An 18,593-nucleotide genomic window follows, 5' to 3' on the forward strand; every position below is an offset into this window, starting at 1 on the left:
CTCAACCTGGTCGCCGCCTGGCGCGAGGCCAAGGTCTTCACCGATGCCGAGCGCGCCGCGCTGGAGCTGGCGGAACAGGGCACCCGCATCGCCGACGCGGCCGGCGGCGTCCCGGACGAGGTCTGGGCGAATGCCGCCAAGCACTACGACGAGGACCAGCTCGCCGCCCTGGTGACCCAGATCGCCGTGATCAACGCCTTCAACCGCGGCAACGTCATCACCCAGCAGCCCGCCGGCGACTACGAGGTCGGCCAGTTCCACTGACGGGGCGGCGGCGACGGCCGGTGTCGACCGGCATCAGCGGCAGTCCTGGGGGACCGTGGCCCGCAGTTCCCGCACGAAGGCGCGCACGACGGCGGATCGGGCGAGTTCGGAGGTGGTGACGTAGCCGACCTGGCGGGTCGGGCGGGCGGGGCCGAGATCGGTGACGGCGACCGAGGCCGGTGCGCCGGCCAGGGAGAGCGCGGGCATGATCGCCATGCCGTGTCCCGCGCTCACCAGGGAGAGGACCGTTCCGTCGTCCTCTGCCTCGACGGTCGCCGCCGGGATCCAGTCCTGCGCAGCCCACCAGCCGCGGGTGTACGAGCCGCAGTTCTCGGCCCAGTCGACCAGCGGCAGCGAGCGTGGGTCGGCGTGGCCCTCCGGGTGCACCAGGGCGTAGGGCTCGTCGAAGAGTCCGCTCGCGACCAGCCCCGGAGGTGGCGGCACGGAACCGCCCAGGGTGGCGATGGCTATGTCGGCCTTCCCGTCGGTCACTTCGCCCGCGGTGCCGCGCCCCACCTCGCGGACGACCCGCACCCGCGGCTCGATCCCGGGGTGCCGGACGCGCAGCCGCTGCAGGACGGGTGGCAGCAGGTGGAGAGCCGCGCTGCGGAAGGCCGCGATCCGCAGCGGTCCCGCCGCCGCGTCGGGCCGGGCCGCCTCACGGGCCTCGGCGGTCAGGACGTCCAGCAGGCGCAGGATACGGCGGGCGTGGGCGACGGCCTTCCCACCGGCAGCGGTGGGGCGGGCACCGGCGCGGGAACGTTCGAAGAGCACGGCACCGATCTTGCGCTCGCTGCCGCGGACCGAGTGGGAGACCGCGGACTGGGTCACACCGAGCGTATCGGCCGCGGCCGAGAAGCCGCCGGCGTCCGCGACCGCCACCAGGATGCGCAACTCGTGCGGGGCGAGATCGGAGTCGGTCGTGCGGGCCACGGGGCGCTCACCTCAACGTATGAGTACTGCTCATGGAACGGTGCGTCGCATGAGCCCAACCGGCTGCCGAGACGGCGCATTCCCGTCCTACGGTCCGGGCATGAACGAGACCGCACTCACCGTGCACCAGACCGCCCGCCCTCACGCCTTTCCCACCACGGAGCACTTCGCCTTCGTCGAGTCCGCCGTCCCCGAGCCCACGGCCGGCAGCGCGCTCGTCGAGAACCTCTACTGGTCCGTCGACCCCTACCATCGCGAGATGATGGACGACGTGCCCGGCGGCTTCGCCCTCGACGCACCGCTGGAGGGCCGCACCATCGGGCGGGTGATCGCCTCCCGCACGCCGCGGCTGGCCGAGGGCGACGTCGTGTTCCACCGGCAGGGCTGGCGGACGCACGCGATGGTCACGCCCGAGGAGATCCGGCGGCTGCCCCGCTTCGAGGGGGTGCCCCTGACCGCGTACCTGAGCGTCCTGGGCGGCACCGGCCTGACCGCCTATGTCGGCCTGACCCGGATCGCCCGGCTCCAGGCGGGCGAGGACCTGTTCGTGTCGGGCGCCGCCGGCGGTGTCGGCACGGCGACCGGGCGGTTCGCCAGACTGCTCGGCGCCGGACGGCTCGTGGGCAGCGCGGGCTCGGCGGCCAAGGTGCACCACCTCACGCGGGAGGTGGGCTACGACGCCGCCTTCGACTACCACGACGGACCCGCCGCCGACCTGCTCGGCACGGTCGCGCCGGACGGCATCGACGTGTTCGTCGACAACGTCGGCGGCGGACAACTGGCCGCGGCCGTGGGTGCGTTGCGTGAGTTCGGGCGCATCGTCCGGGTCGGCACCATCAGCCAGTACAACAACCGCGACGTGCCGCCGCCGCGCTTCGACCACGCGGACATCGTGGAGAAGAGCATCCGCATGGAGGGCTTCCTGGTCAGGAACCACCGTGAGGCGCAGGAGGAGTTGTACGAGTTCGCGGTGCCGCATCTGCGGAGCGGCCGGCTCGCTCCGGACGAGACGGTGGTCGACGGGTTCGAGCGCATCGTGGACGCGTTCCTGGGCATGCTGCGCGGTGAGAACACCGGCAAGATCATCGTCCGGGACCACACGCAGGTCCCGTCCGCGTACGGACGGGACCTCGAGCCGTCGTCGTGACGGGTACCGGCGACGCGTCCGGCACCGGGTGTTGCTCCGGCCCGCGTCAGCGGCTCGTCAGGATGACGAGTTGCCGGGTCGCCCGGGTCATCGCGACATAGCGGTCGACCGCCCCTTCGACGCCCTCGCCGAACTCCTCCGGGTCGACGAGGACGACCAGGTCGAACTCGAGCCCCTTCGACAGCTCCGGGGTCAGCGACCGGACCCGGGACGACGTGGTCCGGAACGTGGCGTCGCCGATGACGCAGGCGATCCCCTCGGCGTGCGCGGCGAGCCAGGTGCCGAGGATCGAGTCCAGATCCGACACGGATCCGTGGACGACGGGGACGCCGCTGCGGCGGATGGAGGTCGGCACGTTGGCGTCCGGGAGCACCGCCCGGATGACCGGCTCGGCCTCCGCCATGACTTCCTCCGGCGTCCGGTAGTTGATGCTCAGGCGGGCCAGGTCGACCCGGTCGAGCCCGATCCGCTCGAGCCGCTCCCGCCACGACTCGGTGAACCCGTGCCGGGCCTGGGCGCGGTCCCCGACGATGGTGAAACTCCGGGACGGGCACCGCAGCAGCAGCATCTGCCACTCCGCGTCGGTCAGTTCCTGGGCCTCGTCCACGACGATGTGCGCGAACGGGCCGGCGAGCAGGTCGGGTTCGGGGTGGGGCAGCGCGTCCTCGTCGACCAGCGTGTTCTGCAGGTCCTGTCCGGTCAGCATCGTCATCAGCATGCCTTGCCAGTCGTCATCGGTCCTCAGCAGGTTCTCGGTGACCTGGGCCCGGTACTCGCGTTCGGCGGCGGCGGAGGCCTCGAGCCGGCGCTTGCGCCGGGACGCCTCCGGGTCGCCGAGCCGCTGCCGCGCCGCGTCCAGGAGCGGCAGGTCGGACACCGTCCAGGCCTGCGGGTGCGCGCGCTGCAGCCTGCGTACCTCGTCAGGGCCCAGCCAGGGAGCGCTCATCCGCAGGTAGGCCGGCACCGACCACAGGTCTCCGACGAGGTCGGCCGCTTCGATCAGCGGCCACGCGCGGCCGAGGGCCGCGTTCAGCTCCTCGTCCTGCCGCAGCGCTCTGCGGAACAGGTCGGGCGAGACGTCGCCGTCGTACTTGTCCCTCAGGATCTCGACCAGCTTCTCCCAGATCTGGTCGCGGGCCTCGTTGTGCGGAGTACCGGGCTCCGGCGCCTCGAAGGCCTCGGCCCAGTCGTCGGCGGTCAGCCGGATGTCGGACCAGTCGACCGTGACCGTCATCGCCTCGGTGGGCGGCTCCTCGTAGAACCCGACGGCCCTCTCGATCGCCTTCACCATCTCCGCGGACGACTTCAGGCGGGCCGCCTCGGGGTCGGTCTCGACCGTTGCCGAGGCGCCCTCGGCGACGAGGTCCCGCAGGATGCAGGTCTGCACCCCCTCCTCGCCGAGGCTGGGCAGGACGTCGGAGACGTAGGACAGGTAGGGCCGGTGCGGACCGACGAACAGCACACCGCCCCGCCGGTGACCGAGGCGCGGGTCGGAGTAGAGGAGGTGGGCGGTGCGGTGCAGGGCGACGACGGTCTTGCCGGTGCCGGGACCGCCGTCGACGACGAGAGCGCCGCGGGACCCCGCCCGGATGATGGCGTCCTGGTCGGCCTGGATGGTGGCGAGCACGTCCCGCATGCGGGCCGACCGGTTGGTGCCCAGGCTGGCGATGAAGGCGGACTGGTCGTCGAGCGCCGCGCGCCCCTCGAGCCCGTCCGCGGTGAACACCTCGTCCCAGTAGTCACTGATCCGTCCGCGGGTCCACCGGTACCTGCGGCGGCTCAGCAGACCCATCGGGTCGGCATGGGTCGCCGCGAAGAACGGCTCGGCCGCGGGGGAGCGCCAGTCGATCAGCAGCCGGTGGCCCTCGCTGTCGGTGAGGCCCAGCCGTCCGATGTAGACGGGCTCGGCGTCGCCCGCGGGGACCATGTGCCCGAGACACAGGTCCAGGCCGAAGCGGCGCAGAGCGCGCAGCCGGCCGTTCAGCCGGTGGACCTCGATGTCCCGGTCCATCGCCTCCTGGCCGACCCCGCCGGGCGCCTTGAGTTCGGCGTCGAGGCGGTCGGACAGTTCGGCGATGGTCCGCTCGAGGGTCTCCGCGATGGCCGCGAACTGCACCTCGTCGCGGGCGATCAGCGCCGGGTCGGCCTTGAGGGAGAGGTTGTCGGGAAGGTCGAACACGCTGGACGTCAGCGGGTGCACGTCATCGGCTCCGTTCTGGGGTCGCTCGCGACCGTTTCTTGCGGCAGGGTTTCTGGACCGGCGTGACGAACCTGGTGGCCATGACGAGCAACGCTCCGCCTGACCTGGACCCGTGGCCGTCGCCGGTTCGGCTCCCAGGGTCGGCAGGGTCTAGTCGTTCCGGGGCCTGGCTCGAGGTGCCCGCCCGGCTCACGCGGGCACGGGCGGTGTCTCCCGGCTGATCGTGTCGAGCAGCAGCTTCGCGGCCACCGCCGCCCCGTCGGCGCGGACCGTCCCGGCCACGGTGGTCGCTCGCGCACCGGTCCCGGGGGCCAGGGCTGCCTTGAGCGCGGCGGCCAGGGACTCGAACGTCGGGGTCGGGCCGTCGTGTGCCGTACCGATGCCTAGTTCGGCCACCCGGGCGGCCCAGTACGGCTGGTCCGCCGCCTGGGGGACCACCACCTGAGGCGTGCCTGCCCGGGTGGCCGTCGTGGTGGTGCCCGCGCCGCCGTGGTGCACCACGGCCGCCACCCGGCCGAACAGCGCCTGATGGTTGACCTCGCCGACGACGAAGCAGTCGTCCCGATCGTCGATCAGGGACAGGTCGGCCCAGCCACGGGCGACGAGCACGCGGTGCCCCTGCGCCCGGACGGCCTCGATGGCCACTTGTGCGGCATTCGCCGAGGCGCGCATGGGCATGCTGCCGAAGCCGACGAACACCGGTGGCTCGCCGGCGTCCAGGAATGCCACCAGGTCTTCCGGCAGCGGGCGCTCGTCCGGCAGGAGCCACGCTCCGGTCTGTACGACGTCCAGGCCCGGGGTCTGGTGCCACGGGTCCAGAGCCGGGTCCGTGGCCAGCCACGGCTGGTCGCCGATGACGTAGTCGCGCACGTGCTCCACCGGTGGCAGGCCGATCGACGTCCGGTTGGTGTTGAGCGCCTCACCGAACAGCGCGTCGATGCTCTGGGCGTCCAGCTCCCACAGCACCCGGTTGTCGGTCACCTCCAGTGGGAACGGCCGGCCCGGATACGCCAACGGCGGGTGGTGCGGCGACGGCAGGGTGAGCTGCTGGAAGGTCACGTACACGGAGCGGATGCCCAGCTTCTCGGCCACCGACCGCGCGCCGGCCGCGGCCGGCATCATGCCCGTGGCCACCAGCACGTCGCATCCCTCGGCCGCCGCGATGACCGCGTCGAACTGGCCGGCGATGACCTCGGCGGCACGCCGGGGCAGGTCTGCCGGCGCCGGCACGGCGGTCGTCAGCGCGCGCGCCGACGGGCCGAACGGCACCAGCGGCACGCCCACACCGGCCAGCCGCCGCGCGAAGTCCTCGTCCGGCGGCGCGCACACCCGTACCTCGGCACCGAGTTCCCGCAACCGCACCGCGAGTGCCACCAGAGGCTCGACGTCCCCCCGCGAACCGTACGTCGACAACATCACGCGCATCCAGCGACTCCCGTTTTCGCAGATTCCGGCTCAGGCCGGAGATTCTGCGGCACACAGGGGGCCTTGCCGCAAGGCCCCCCGTGTGTTATAAGTTGAGAGTGGCAAGGAGCGGGTGAACTCCTTGCCTTTTCTTTTGCCGTCCGCCGGAACGGTTCTCCTTGCGGGATCCGGTTCCGTGACGGGTCATACCGACTCGCGGGCCCGCCCCGCCCCGCGCCCGCCGGCTGGTGGGCGGACGACACACGCAGTCTGCGGCCACGGCGGGTCGGCCCCCAGGGCTTGAGGACCGAAATGACCGTCATGAAGACGTAGGCGGACAGAGAGACGATCGGCCCGGGCAGGACCGCGCGGGCGTCCGGCAGAGGTTGGCCGGCGGTCACGGCCGCGACGGCGGAGTTCAGCCCGGGGCGCAGCGCGAAGGCCGTGGCGGCGGTCGTGGCCAGGGTGAGCCAGAACTTCGTGTGGACCCATCGGTGCCTCGGGCCTCGCCAGGCCCCATGGCGTGCCCAGCGACAGCGGCAGTCCGCTGAGGAGGGTGAGGAACGCGACGGGGAGCAGGAGCCAGTCGGTGAAGATCTTCATGGCTCGGACGCAGGCCCCCGTGGTCACCACGGACCCGGTGGCGGTCGCGGTCACCCCGAGCGCGAGCAGCCCGAGCGTGAGCCCGAGCCGGCTCGCGGAGGCGGTCACATGGACGACGAGCAGAGCCTGGCGGGCGGGACGGCGCAGTTTCACCCGGACACCGTGCCGGGCCGCGGCGGCGGAGGCATCTGACGGCGGGAGTAAGTCCGCGTACTGACCTCGGCGTACAGGAGGAGGACACCGAACGGTCCGGCGCCCCGGACACCGGCAGGCGGCGCCCGGGGCATCCGTTCGTACGGCCCGCTCCTCTACGCGTTCTGTGCCGGCAGCACCTCCAGGTCGTCGAACTGCGAAGTCGTGTAGGAGTCCAGTCCCAGGCCGACCTGGCCGTGGTCGTACGTGGCGTCGGACACGTGGGCGACCTCCGTCCCGTCGATGTGGGCCGTGACCGTCTCTCCGGAGAAGCCGAGCGAGAGCCGGTGCCAGGTGTCCGCTCCCGCGGAGGACAGGCTGCCGCTCGCCAGGACACGGATGGTCTTGTCGGGTGCGACGACCTCGAGCGACCAGGCGCCGGAGTCCGACAGCTTGAGGTAGTAGCCCTGCCACACGTTGACGCGGCCGGTGCCGACGTTGTTGAGCTGGTTCACCACGCGGCCGAGCAGTGAGGCCGTGCCGGTGTGGTCGATCATGACCTTGGCGGAGACGGTGTAGTCGGTCCACTGGCTGTCCCCGGACAAGGTGAGCGGGGCGGCCACCCTGGACCACTTCGTGGGCTGGGTCGTGACGGCCTGACGCAGGCACCCGCCGGTGCCCCGGCTGCCGGATGCGGCCTGCGGCGCGGTGGAGCAGGGCGCGACCTGGAAGGCGCCCTCCATGTCGGAGACATAGCGCGGTGTGGCCGCGGTCGGATAGGCGTCGAAGTCGTCGCTGTAAGGGAGGGCCATGGTCTGCGCGCGGGGTGCGCTCGCGGCGGCACTGCCCTTCCCACCCGGCATGGTGGTCAGTGTCGTGACGGTGCCCGGCTGAAGGGTGATGCCGTGGCCGCCCGTCGCGTCCGGAGGCACGTCGGCGCCCCGTACGAACCAGTCGGCGGGGTCGGTGGACTCAAGGGTGGTCGACCAGCGGTGCAGGGCACCGCGCGGCAGCTTTCCGGACGGCGTGACGCTGACGTTCTGCGGGGCCGTCGCGCCGGTCGTCTCGAACACCGTGGTGTAGGCGGGGCGCGGTCCCGGGGACCGCAGGGTCACGTAGGTGCCGCCGCCGTCGAGGTAGCCGCTGGCGGAGTCGACGTAGCTCCAGCCCGGCCGGGTGAACTGCGCGGTCTGGGCGATGGTCCACAGCGTCGGGCCGAGTTCGTAGTGACCGCTCCACGGCTCGTTGGCCCGGAGCAGACCGCTGCCCTGCATCTGGACCGTCGGGTACCAGGCGTACGCGGCGGGCCAGTTGATGAACGCCGTGATGCGGGAGTCGACGTACTCGTGGTTCATCTCCGCGGCGAGCCTGGTCGCCCCGGTGAGGTAGTTGTTCCAGCCCGATTCGCTGGCGAACAGCGGCTTGTCGAGGCTGAGGGCGTCCGGTGAGCTGGAACAGTGGACGGCGGAACACGGGTAGTGGATGCCGACGACGTCCGTGGCCGCGTCGAAGGCGGGGTCGTTCTTCATGTCGGTGGCCACCTTCCAGCCGGCGTTGTCGGCTGCCACCACCTTGACGTCACCGTGGCCCTCGCGCACCAGGGCGGCCTTCAGCTTCCCGTACCAGGCGGCGTCCCAGCCCTTCTCGTTCCAGCCGCCGAGGTAGTCGATGTGCAGGTCGTGCCGTTCGGCGCAGCCGAGCCACTGCATCAGATAGTCGATGTTGTCCTGGGACCAGAAGCCGCCGTCGAACCATCCGGGCGCTCCCCATTCGAGGCCGTAGAACCGGATCTGCGGATTGCGCTTCTTGGCCTGTTCCATGAGCCACCACTCGTAGCCGCGGTCGCAGTCGACCTGGGTGCGGGTGCGCATGTGGCTGGGCTCGGCGCCGTTGCTGGAGTTGGTGTCCGAGCCGATCTCCACCTTCAGGATCTGCAGCGAGGCGCCGTACCCGGGCTTGAAGAGGTAGTCCAGGATCCGGCTGCGCTGCGGTTCGGGGTAGTCGACGAGCAGCCGTGAGGTGCCGCCGCCCCCGCTGATGGCGCCGACCCCGTCGAAGACCCGCCCGGTTCCGTCGCCGTCCACGGTGATCTGCTGCACCGGGGGCGCGCTGGTGTCGGCGTGTGCCGCGGCGGGGGCGACGAGCGCCAGACAGGACACGAGCAGGGCGCACACGGCGCGCGCGGCGCGTCCGGTGAGCCGGTGCGGCGTGCCGGTCCGTCTTTCCGTTCTGAGCATGGTTCTCCTTGTGTTCGGCGGGTCGTTCAGAGCGAGACGTGGGTACGACCGCCCGGTACCTTCCGCCCTCGGGCACGGCCGTCCTCGGCGAACACCTCGACGCGGGCGGGACCGTCGGCGTTGATGTCGAAGGAGGCCCCGGAGCCGCGGAGCACGAAGTTGCGGACCGCGACCCGGGCGCCGGTGGCCCGGAAGACGGTGCGGCCGTCCCGGACGAGCGTGGTCCTGTCGGGTCCGGCGGAGACGGCGTAGGTGTGGCCGCGCAGTTGCACGTTGGCGACCGTGTTGGTGCCCGGCAGGGAGAGCGTGCCGAACATGAGGGCCGAGGGATCGCCGTCCCAGGGGTTGTCGGAGATGAGTTCGTGCAGGCCCTGCACGGCCATCGCGTTGGACCAGGAGTAGGTGCGCCAGGCCGTGTCGACGGCGGAGTCCATGATGGACTGGCCGGGCTCGGGGTCGAAGGACTCCGGGAACCAGTTCTCCTTGTCCCAGGCGTCGAGGTACATCGCGGTGCTCCGGGCGGCGAACCGGCCGGCCACGTCGTCGAAGCCGTACCGCTTGACGCCGTCGTAGACCGTGGCGTTCATCGGCGGCCACACAGCGCCCTTCCACTGCTCGGGGGCGGAGCCCTCGCCGTAGCGGTCGAAGAAGCGGAAGTGCCCGGAGGACGGGTGCACCGGGCCGCCGGAACAGTAGGCCGGGTCGTTGCGGGCGACGCTCGGGACGACGTAGTCGCCCCAGAACTCCTCTGGATCGAGCAGGTGTCGCTCGACCAGGATCCGTGCCCGCTCCGGCGTCGCGAGCCCCGCGTACATCGGGTAGAAGACGGTCGGCGTGACCACCTCGTTCCACGTTCCGTCCAGGTAGCGGCTCAGGTACAGGCCCTTTTCGGGGTGCCACAGCCGGTCGTTGAGCAGCCGCCGGATCCTCTCGTGCTGAGCGGCGAACCGGGTGGCGTCCTCAGGCCTGCCGAGCACGCGCGCCATCTTCGCCAGGGTCTCGGCGAGCAGCGCGTAGTAGGAGTTGAGCGCCACGTCGGTGAGGTCGGTGTTGTCGCGCTTGTCGCCGCTGCCGCCCTGCTTGGCGATCCGGTGGTAGGCGGCGTAGACGGGGCTGTCGTCCAGGCCGAGGTGGTTGCCCCGGCCGCCGATCCGGTCCCCGAAGTAGGGTGTCTCCAGCAGGCCGTCCTTGTCGGTGTCCCACTCCGGCAGGAGGTCGTGGAAGGTGACGAGCGCGGGGTAGGCCTTCTCCAGCACCGAGCGGTCACCGAACTTGGTGTACAGCCGCCACACGGCGTACGCGTGCATCGGCCCGGAGTTCTGCTGGTCGTAGCGCGGTCCCTGCAGCGGGACCTGGTTGGGCGGTGCCGGGGCCTCGAAGACGTCCGTCTCGTGCTGGACGGCGAGCGTGCGGCTGACCAGGGCGGCGTCCACGGCGTCGAAGGCCGAGTCCCATCCCGTGAACAGACCGCCTCCACCGCCCCATCCCCACATCACGAAGTTGCGCAGGCGGTCCCGGTCGTAGTTCGTGTTGAGCGACAACGCGTCGCGCACCGCGTCCGCCGCGCGCCCCACCGGTCCCGAACCGGTGAGGTTGCCGCCGCGGACGTGTGCCCCGGCGGCGGCGAGCGTGTGCTCCACCTCGTGTGCCTCCGGCGTCCGGGCCTCGAGCGGCCGGTCGTCGACGCGGGCGGCGAACGTGATCGTCCGTCCCTTGCCGAGCCGGTAGACGAGTGCGGCGACGGCGGTGCCCGGCGCGCCGCTGCCGCCGGTCACGGCCGCCGTCATGTCGGCGACCGAGGCGTAGCAGCCGCTGCTGTCGGCGCGTTCGGTGGGCGACAGCCGTATGTGACCGGTGCGGTTCTTCTCCAGCAGGCCCGGGGCGCTGCCCGTCAGGCCCTCGCCGTCCAGGGCGAAGGTCGCCTCCTCGCCCCAGGGGGAGGAGAGTTCGAGCACGAGGGTCGTGTCGTCGTCGAGTGCGGTGACGGCTCCCACCAGGCCGCTTCCGTCGCCGGTGCGGGCGTACCGCACCCGAATGGTGCGCTTCTCGCTCTGCACCTGGTCGTACTTCTTCTGCAGCTGCGGGAGTTTCGCCGTGGCGTCGGCGACTGCGCTCTGCGACCACTGGTCGGGGTGCGCGATCACCTCGCGCAGTGCCTCCAGGTGCGCCGGCATGACCGTGCGGTCGTCGGTGGTGACCTGCACCTCCTTGTACGCGCCGTCCGGTGTCATCGGACCGATCCGCCAGAGGTAGTTGGTCATCTTCTCGCGGAGCAGCTTGCCCTGCGCGGTGAGCAGCCCGACGCGCAGGGCGAACCGCGACTCGCCGGTGCCGACGAACAGCGCGCCGGTCCAGTCCTGCTCCTTGACGCCGGGCATGGCGAACGGCCGCCGGAGCGTGGGATACGGCAGGGCGGCCTCCTGCCCGGCGGACGCGCCCGCGGCGCCCTGCGTACCGGCCGGGGCCGCCTCGGCCTGGCCGGTGCCCGTCGTCAGGCCGATCGCCGCGCTGCCGAGGCCGGCCGCGCCGACGGTGCCGAGGAAGTGCCGTCTGGGCATCTGGTGCTGTGCCATGTGCAGTACCCTCTCTTTGTTCGGTATATCGAATGGTGATCGAACTTTCGACCACACGTGTTCGTGTGGAGTGTGGAGGTACGGCTGGACCGTCAGGCCCAGGACGGCGCCGGGGCGGACCGGCGGAGCGGTCCGCCCCGGCGCCCGGAACCCTAGGAAGACGGCATGACCGACTCGAACTGCCAGTGTCCGGAGCCCACGTGGTACACCGATTCGGTGTCACCGGCCCGCAGCAGGCGTGCGCCCTGCGGAGCCTGCGCTCGGCCTCCGGCAGCCGGGATGTGGATCTCGGCCGTGCTGCCGGCCGGGACGTCCACGCTCAGGCGGAACTGGTCACCGGTCCGCTGCCACGCGGTGCGCGCCACGCCGTACGGGGTGCGGTACGAGCCCGAGGCCGACGTCAGCCCGCCCTCCACCGCCGGGTCGATCAGAAGCTCGCGGTAGCCCACCGAGTCGGCCGTCTGGTCGATGCCCGCGAGACGGGTGGTGAACCAGGAGTCGATCGCGCCGAGCATGAAGTGGTTCTGCGACTGCCCCGGACCACCGTCCCAGGACTCGCCCAGCGTCGTGTTGCCGTGCAGGACCTGGTAGCCGTAGCTGGGACTGGTCGTCTGCGTGGCGATCTTCTCGATGACGTCGTCGCGGCCGGCGGCGGACAGGACACGGAAGGCGGCCGGCAGGGAGATCTCACCCAGCAGCAGGTGATCGCCCGCGGTCTCGACGGAGGAGGTGAAGTGACCGAGGAGACGGTCCCGTTCGCCCGCGGGGTAGGCGCCCATGTCGAGGGCGAGGGCCTCGGCGCCCTGCCCACCACCGCCGAACGTGCCCGTCGCCGCGGAGTAGTACTTGTCCGACAGTGCCCGGACGCTGGCGTCGGCCTTCGCCCGGTAGTCGTCGGCCGCCGTACGGTCGCCGAGCAGGGTGGCGATCCGCGCCATCGTGTCCACGACGCGCCAGTAGCCGTAGGTGCCCGCCACGGCGCGCGGGAAGGTGCGGTCCGGGGTGAACCAGTCGCCCAGACCGTAGTCCAGTATCCCGCCGGAGACCTGCTTCTCCAGGAACGCCGCGTACTGCTGCATGCGCGGGTAGTAGGTGCGCAGCGTCTCGAGGTCGCCGTACGTCGTGTACAGCTGCCAGGGGACCAGGACGAAGGCCCCGCCCCAGTTGGAGTCGTTGCGGTAGGCGCCCGGCAGGCTGGTGTACTCCGGAACGGTGCTCGGGATCAGCCCGTCCTCGGTCTGCGCGTCGGCCATGTCCCGCACGATCTTGCGGAGTTGGGACTCCATGTCGAAATTGCCGGCGAGCGCGGGGAACACCAGCTGGTCCTGCTCCAGCCAGCCCAGCTTCTCCCGGCTGGGGCAGTCGGTGAGGACGCTCATCATGTTGCCCTCGATGGCCCGGCGGATCAGCGAGTGGATGCCGTCGACGAGCGGATCGGAGGTGGTGAGGTCACCGGCGGAGGCGTTGTCGGTGCGCAGGACCCGGCCCCGTACCGTGACCGTCGCACCGGCGGGCACGCCCTTGAGCTCCAGATACCGGAACCCGTGGTAGCTGAACGTGGGGTGCCAGGTGGCGGTACGCGTGGAGCCGGTGGTGTAGCTGTCCCACACCGGGGCGCCGACGTTGCTGATGGACTGGAAGGCGTGGCCGTCCTTCAGGCTCTCGGCCGGGTAGATGCGTATCTCGGTCCCGGCGGGGGCACCGCCGATCGTGATCTCCGGCCAGCCGGCGATGTTGCGGCCCAGGTCGAACACGCGACTGCCGGCGGCGCCGTCGACCTCCTTGCCGGTGAGCGTCTCCACGTTCCGGATCGGTTCCGTCTCGCGGGCGCTGAGGACGGCCGGATCCTGTTCCGTGCCGGGAGAAGGCACCGTCACGGCGTGGTCCCAGGAGGAGCGGTCACCGTCCGGCTCGTCCCAGTGCGCGATCTCGCGGCCGGCGTCGTAGTCCTCGCCGCCGTACCAGTTGGAGGAGGTCGTCGGGCCGAGCGTGGCACGCCAGTCGTCGCCGCTGGTGACCGTGCGGACGCTGCCGTCGGCGAGGGTCACCTCCAGCCGGGCGATGAGCTTGGGATCGCTGATGTTGCCGTAGAGCTTGCGGTACCGGTCGGCGGTGCTGACGACGTTGGCCATGCCGTTGCCGAGGGCGACACCGATGGTGTTGGCGCCGGTGCGCAGCCGGTCCGTGACGTCGTACGTGGCGTACTGAACGCGTCGGGTGTAGGTGGTGTTGGCGGGTTCCAGGACGGCGTCACCCACCGGCTTCCCGTTGAGTGTGGCGTCGTAGACGCCGAGCCCGGCGATGTAGAGACGGGCGCTGCGCACCGCGCGTGGGAGCGTGAAGTCCTTGGCGAGCAGGGGGAGTCCGGACGGCAGATACGGCTTGGGCGGCTGCTGGCCGGTCACCCGGGTCAGGTCGGTGAACGGCCCGCCGGCCGCGTCACCGGCGGACAGCGCGTAGTCGGTGGGGAAGTCGGGGACACGGCCGTCGTCGGTGAGGACGTCCGCCCGCGGGTAGAGGGCCACCTCGTCGAAGGTCTTGGCCGACTTCAGGTCGAGGGTGAGGGTCACGGGACTGTCCGAGACGTCCGCGGAGTCGTGGGCGGCGCTGGAGTAACCGGCCGCGGTCTGCAGGGCGCTGTTGGGCAGGCCGTCGACGGCCAGGGCGGGCTCCCAGGTCTTGCGCACCGTGTTGCTCTCCGACGCGGTGACGGCGGCGCCCTTGGCCAGGCCGGTGGCCGAGGTGACGGAGTCGCGGACGTCGATCTCGCCCAGTTGCAGTCGCCAGGTGCGGCCGGGGAAGTTCTCCTCGAGGGGCAGGCCGAGCCGGGTGACGTCCAGGCGGACGTAACGCGCAGTGGTGCGGGGCACCTTGACGACCACCGGCTCGACGCTGCGCCGGCTCAGCTGCCAGTCGGGATGGGTGATCCAGTCCGCGCCCCAGTCCGAGGACCGGGTCAGGCCGGTCTCGAACTCGGCCGGGTCGCTCCAGTCGGAGGCCTGTCGCCCGTCCTGCGACCAGAGCATGACACGCCAGTACACGCGAGTGCGGGAGCCGAGCGCACGACCGTGGTACGTCGTCTCCGGCACGGCCGACGTCACCTTGCCGGAGTCCCACAGGTCGGGACGCCCTGATCGCAGCAGCTGGAGCGAGGTGGCGGCCTGCACGCGGTACGCGCCCTGCAGGGTGTTCGCGGCGTGCGCGGTGGTCTGCCAGCTGAGGTCGGGGGTGGTGTCGTCGATGCCGAGTGCCTGGCTCAGGTGCTGGGTCCGCAGGCCGTCCGGGGTGATGGTGGTGTCCGCCGCGGCGCCGGCGGTGACGGCTCCGGCCAGCACGGTGGCGAACGCGGTCATGGCGGCGGGCAGGACGAGGGCGCGGCGAGGGCCGCGGCGTCTGCTGGGTCTTGGCATGGTTGGTGATCCTTGTGATCTCTCGGGAGTACGGGGACCGATCGAGGACGTCGCGACGGTTCAGACGCGCGTGAGGTCGGTCGTGACACGGCGGCGGAAGCGCAGTGTCACCGGACCGAGGAGCCCCGAGGGCAACGGCTTGTTGCGCTCGTTGGACAGGGTGTTGGCGACGCGGACCTCCAGCCGGTTGTCGCCTGCGACCAGCGAAGCGGTCACGTCGATGACGAACGGCGCCCACAGCAGGGGCTCGAGCGCGGTGCCGTTGACGGTAACGGCCGCCACCTCGCGCACGTCACCGAGGTCGAGCAGGACGCGCCGCCCGTCGAGCAGGGACCGTTCCACGGGGACGGTGACCGTGTAGGTGCCGCTGCCGGAGAACAGCCGGTCCTGGTCGGTCCAGCTGCCCAGGGGGCCCGTGACGGGCGTGGCGCCGTCGCGTTCCAGGGTGAGGGTCCACTCGCCCGTCACGGCGACCGGAGCGAGCGGGTCGTCCACGCGGACCGTGCCCTCGTAGGTACGGCCGCCGGCGGTGCCGGTGAGCCGGTGCTCCCCGGGCCCCGAGGCCTCGACGGTCACGCGCAGGGAGCGGCCGGCCTCTTCCACGGCGAGGACGGGAAGCGGTGAGGAGGTCAGGTGGGGCGCGGCCGGTCCGCCGCGCCGGACCACGACGATCCGGGTCTCGTACGGGCCGAGCGGGACGGGCAGGTGGATGCCCCGCTTGGAGGTGCGGTACAGCGGAGCGGGACCGGTGCCGCCGGTCAGCGGGTCCCACAGTTCGGGTGCGCCGTCGACGGACAGGATCGCGGTGGTCTCCACGGCGGTGCCGCTCTCGTTGTTGAACAGGAACGCCGTGTCCGTACCCCGGGTGACGCGGAGCACCCGCACCGCGTCGCGGGGCGGTTCGAGGACGGCGGCGGCGACCCCCGCCGCGTGCGTGGCCGCCCGCAGACCGGAGACGTCCGCCACCCGTACGGCCTGTCCCGCGCCGTACCGGCGGCTGCCCGGCACCGCGTCCCCGAACAGGTCGGACAGCCCGCGGGCCAGGGAGCGGTCGTTGCCGTCGGCGTCGTCGGCCGGCAGGTCACCGACCGCGACGACGGTGCCGCCCGCGCGGACGAAGGAGGCCAGCGTACGGATGCAGGCCGCGTCCAGTGTGTACGTGGCCGGCAGCACCACGAGGTCGTAGCGGGCGGCGCCCACGGCGAGGCCCCCGTCCCGCACCTGGGCCCGGCACAGCAGCTGCTCGTCACCGGCCAGTGCGCCCTCGTGGAGGAGGTCGAAGTCGACCTGGGCACGCTCCAGCGCGTATGCCGCGTCGGCGAGCGCTCCGTCCACCTCGCCCTGCCGGTCGGTGCCGGTCCACTGTTCGGTGGCGCGCTGCGGCTGGAGCAGCGCGGTCCGTGCGGCGGAGGTGCCGCGGCCGGCCTCCATCACCCGGCCGATCCACTCGGCGAGCGGCCGCATGGCCCACCACCAGGGGGCCCGGGGGCCGAACGGCGGCGGGAAGTAGACGCGCGTCTCGTCGGTCCACAGCGCGTGCAGCACCGTCAGGTTGACGCCGCGGGTGGCCTGCGCGCCGACGGTCGCGTGCACGAACGAGGGCGTGACCTGCCAGCCCATGTTCCCGAACATCTCCAGCAGGGCCCGGTCGCGGCCCATCTGATGGGCGACGGACACCGGGTTCCGGGGGATCATGGTCTGCTCGCCGGCCACGTACTCGGCGGTGATGATGTCGCCCCCGGGCACCTGCGCCCACTGGTTGACCTTGTGCAGGTCCCCGGTCGACGGGATCCGCTTGGCCGGCGCCGTCTCGTCGTACAGGGGATTGGTGATCAGGGCGACCCCGCGCTCGTCGTACCAGCGTGCCTGCCGCTCGAAGTACCGGGCGAACCGGTTGGACACGGCCTGCCAGAAACGGCCGCGGGCTATCCGGCCACGGCGCCCGAGGTCGTCGAAGGCACTGGCGTAGGCCACTCCCGGCTCGACCCCGACGTCGCGCAGCGCCCGGTCCAGCGTGGGTGACCACGGCAGCCGCTTGAAGTGGGCCTCGGCGGAGGCGAAGAACGGCTCGTCGTCCCAGAACCCCGGCACGACGGTGCCGAAGTACCGGCCGAAACGGCGGTGGTACTCGCCGGGCACGATGTCGAGGAACAGCTCGACGGGTTCGTCGTCGAGCAGGTCCACGTAACTGCGGCTGTAGCCCTGGCTGTCGTCGACGAGCGTGGCTCCGCCGAAGAGGTCGACCTGCCAGCGGCCGGCGGGGACCTGCCAGGTGGCGTCCCCGTCGAGCCGGCTCGTCAGGTCGACGACGTCGGAGGCATCGGCGGAGCCCGCGGGCCGGGCCGCTGCGGCAGCCGCCTGGGCGGCGAGCGCGGCACGCTCGGGGAAGTCCCCGGCGGTGTCCGGGGTGTCGAAGGACGACGTGTACAGGGTGCTGCCGTCGGCCGCCGTGACGGACAGGCTGTCCCACAGACCCCGCTCGTCCCCGACAGCGCGCACACCGACGCTCCCCGAGGCGTACCGGTCGTCGGTGACGGTGCCCTTGTCCCGGCCGTCCAGTGTGACGGACAGGCTGTCGCCGCGCACGGAGACGGTCAGCGTGTGGAACTTCGTCTTGTTGAAGCCGTCGGTGCGGGTGCTGCGCAGCAGCACCACCGGCTCGGTGTCCTGGGCCAGACGGAGCACGGTGACCACGCCGGTCTGGTCGAAGCCGACCGCGTACCCGCCGAGCCCGTCGGCGGTGGCGCGGACGACGAGTCCGGCGGCGGTGTGGTCGGCCTTCGCGCTGCCGCTGACGGTGCAGTCGGTCCAGCTCTCGCCGCCACGCAGCACGGCGGCGCCGCCCAGCACTCCGGCGTCCGCGACCAGGCGGCCCGCCTCCACGCCCACTCCGGTGCTGCGGCGCAGGTCGAGGGTGGCCGGCCCCTCGACCACGGTGGTCGACCGCCACAGGGCCTTCAGCCGCAGATCGGGCCGCGGCGAGTAGGTGCGGGAGCCGACCGTGCCTCCCTTGACGATGTATTCGCCGGCCCGGCCACTCGGGAAGTGGTCGTCGTTGAACAGCCACACCCGCATACCCGTGCGCTCGGCGGTGCGCAGGACATGGCCCACGATGTCGAACCACCCTTCGGTGAAGAAGACCGGTTGCATCTCGGCGTTGTCGAAGGAGAACAGGACGACCTCGTACATGCCCTTGGCCCGCAGGTCGGCCATCTGCCGGTCCACCAGGTCCGGGGTGACGGGACCGTTCCAGTACCAGTAGACGGTGGGCCGGCTGTCCTTCGCGGGGTCGGCGAAGCCGGCCGCGGTGTATCCGCTCCGGGCGGCGGCGGACGCTGCCGCGGAAGCGGGACCCGCCGCCCAAACGGCCGCGGGCAGCCCCGTCGCGAGCGCGCCGCCGGCGAGGCCGGCCGCCGCGACGAAGGTGCGTCTGGGCAGCGAGTGGTCGGACTGTGGTGCGGGCATGAAGGGCCTTTCTCTGTCTGTGCGGTGGAGCGGTGTGGAGCGGTAGCGCGATGCGGTTCTCCGGCGGCCGGCGGGAGGCGTGGCGGGGCCCGGTCACGCGGCTCCGGGACGACGGCGCCGTTCGCCGGGTGGAGAGGCGCGGCGCGGAGCGGATGGACGGAGGCGGCGTGGCCGGTGGCGGACATCTGCCGGCCCGGGGTGGGGGCCGGTCGTGGCGGGCCGTCC

The 18,593-nt window shown here is 72.0% G+C and carries 9 protein-coding genes and 1 pseudogene; 2 read left to right on the plus strand and 8 right to left on the minus strand.

Features of this window, described 5'->3' with window-relative positions; translation table 11 throughout:
* Positions 1 to 264: carboxymuconolactone decarboxylase family protein (locus BZY54_RS12195; RefSeq protein ID WP_143668045.1), on the plus strand; the 264-nt coding region annotated here is incomplete at its 5' end.
* Between the two features lie 33 nt (positions 265 to 297).
* Here BZY54_RS12195 and BZY54_RS12200 read toward each other — a convergent pair.
* Entirely contained in the window at positions 298 to 1,197 is a 900-nt protein-coding gene (locus BZY54_RS12200; protein ID WP_086725190.1) for a LysR family transcriptional regulator, read from the minus strand.
* A 100-nt stretch (positions 1,198 to 1,297) separates the two neighbouring features.
* Between BZY54_RS12200 and BZY54_RS12205 the strand changes: the two genes are divergently transcribed.
* On the plus strand, positions 1,298 to 2,344 hold the full coding sequence (locus BZY54_RS12205) for an NADP-dependent oxidoreductase (RefSeq protein ID WP_086725191.1): 1,047 nt from the start codon (positions 1,298 to 1,300) through the stop codon (positions 2,342 to 2,344).
* Positions 2,345 to 2,390: 46 nt separating this feature from the next.
* Here the strand turns inward: BZY54_RS12205 and helR are convergent, their stop codons facing one another.
* From helR to BZY54_RS12240, 7 genes and pseudogenes are all read right to left on the minus strand, one after another.
* A complete protein-coding gene (gene helR, locus BZY54_RS12210; RefSeq protein WP_086725192.1) occupies positions 2,391 to 4,544 on the minus strand; it encodes an RNA polymerase recycling motor ATPase HelR in 2,154 nt (717 codons plus the stop codon).
* A gap of 189 nt (positions 4,545 to 4,733) precedes the next feature.
* Positions 4,734 to 5,969 carry a glycosyltransferase gene (locus tag BZY54_RS12215; RefSeq protein ID WP_086725193.1) on the minus strand — a complete coding sequence of 412 codons (1,236 nt, stop codon included), beginning with the start codon at positions 5,967 to 5,969 and terminating at the stop codon, positions 4,734 to 4,736.
* Positions 5,970 to 6,187: 218 nt separating this feature from the next.
* Positions 6,188 to 6,704, minus strand: a pseudogene (locus BZY54_RS53095) (DUF2269 domain-containing protein); the annotation flags it as partial.
* A gap of 155 nt (positions 6,705 to 6,859) precedes the next feature.
* Positions 6,860 to 8,920: a glycoside hydrolase family 30 protein gene (locus tag BZY54_RS12225; protein WP_086725194.1), complete on the minus strand. Its 2,061-nt coding sequence runs from the start codon at positions 8,918 to 8,920 to the stop codon at positions 6,860 to 6,862.
* Between the two features lie 26 nt (positions 8,921 to 8,946).
* Complete coding sequence (locus BZY54_RS12230) at positions 8,947 to 11,493, minus strand: MGH1-like glycoside hydrolase domain-containing protein (RefSeq protein ID WP_086725195.1); 2,547 nt, start codon at positions 11,491 to 11,493, stop codon at positions 8,947 to 8,949.
* Positions 11,494 to 11,645: 152 nt separating this feature from the next.
* Positions 11,646 to 14,903 (minus strand): family 78 glycoside hydrolase catalytic domain, encoded by a 3,258-nt coding sequence (locus BZY54_RS12235; protein ID WP_086725196.1) that lies wholly within the window; start codon positions 14,901 to 14,903, stop codon positions 11,646 to 11,648.
* 60 nt (positions 14,904 to 14,963) lie between these two features.
* Positions 14,964 to 18,368, minus strand: coding sequence for a glycosyl hydrolase (locus BZY54_RS12240; protein ID WP_086725197.1), 3,405 nt, complete (start codon positions 18,366 to 18,368; stop codon positions 14,964 to 14,966).
* Between the last annotated feature and the right edge of the window lie 225 nt (positions 18,369 to 18,593).

Origin of the sequence: Streptomyces carpinensis, assembly GCF_002154505.1 — a bacterium.
GTDB classification, from domain to species: domain Bacteria; phylum Actinomycetota; class Actinomycetes; order Streptomycetales; family Streptomycetaceae; genus Streptomyces; species Streptomyces carpinensis.

What these genes read in the sequence shown, in the direction of transcription:
- BZY54_RS12240 (WP_086725197.1), bottom strand. Translation starts at nt 18,368, where the DNA reads ATGCCCGCACCACAGTCCGACCACTCGCTGCCCAGACGCACCTTCGTC.
- BZY54_RS12215 (WP_086725193.1), bottom strand. Translation starts at nt 5,969, where the DNA reads ATGCGCGTGATGTTGTCGACGTACGGTTCGCGGGGGGACGTCGAGCCT.
- BZY54_RS12230 (WP_086725195.1), bottom strand. Translation starts at nt 11,493, where the DNA reads ATGGCACAGCACCAGATGCCCAGACGGCACTTCCTCGGCACCGTCGGC.
- BZY54_RS12205 (WP_086725191.1), top strand. Translation starts at nt 1,298, where the DNA reads ATGAACGAGACCGCACTCACCGTGCACCAGACCGCCCGCCCTCACGCC.
- BZY54_RS12225 (WP_086725194.1), bottom strand. Translation starts at nt 8,920, where the DNA reads ATGCTCAGAACGGAAAGACGGACCGGCACGCCGCACCGGCTCACCGGA.
- BZY54_RS12235 (WP_086725196.1), bottom strand. Translation starts at nt 14,903, where the DNA reads ATGCCAAGACCCAGCAGACGCCGCGGCCCTCGCCGCGCCCTCGTCCTG.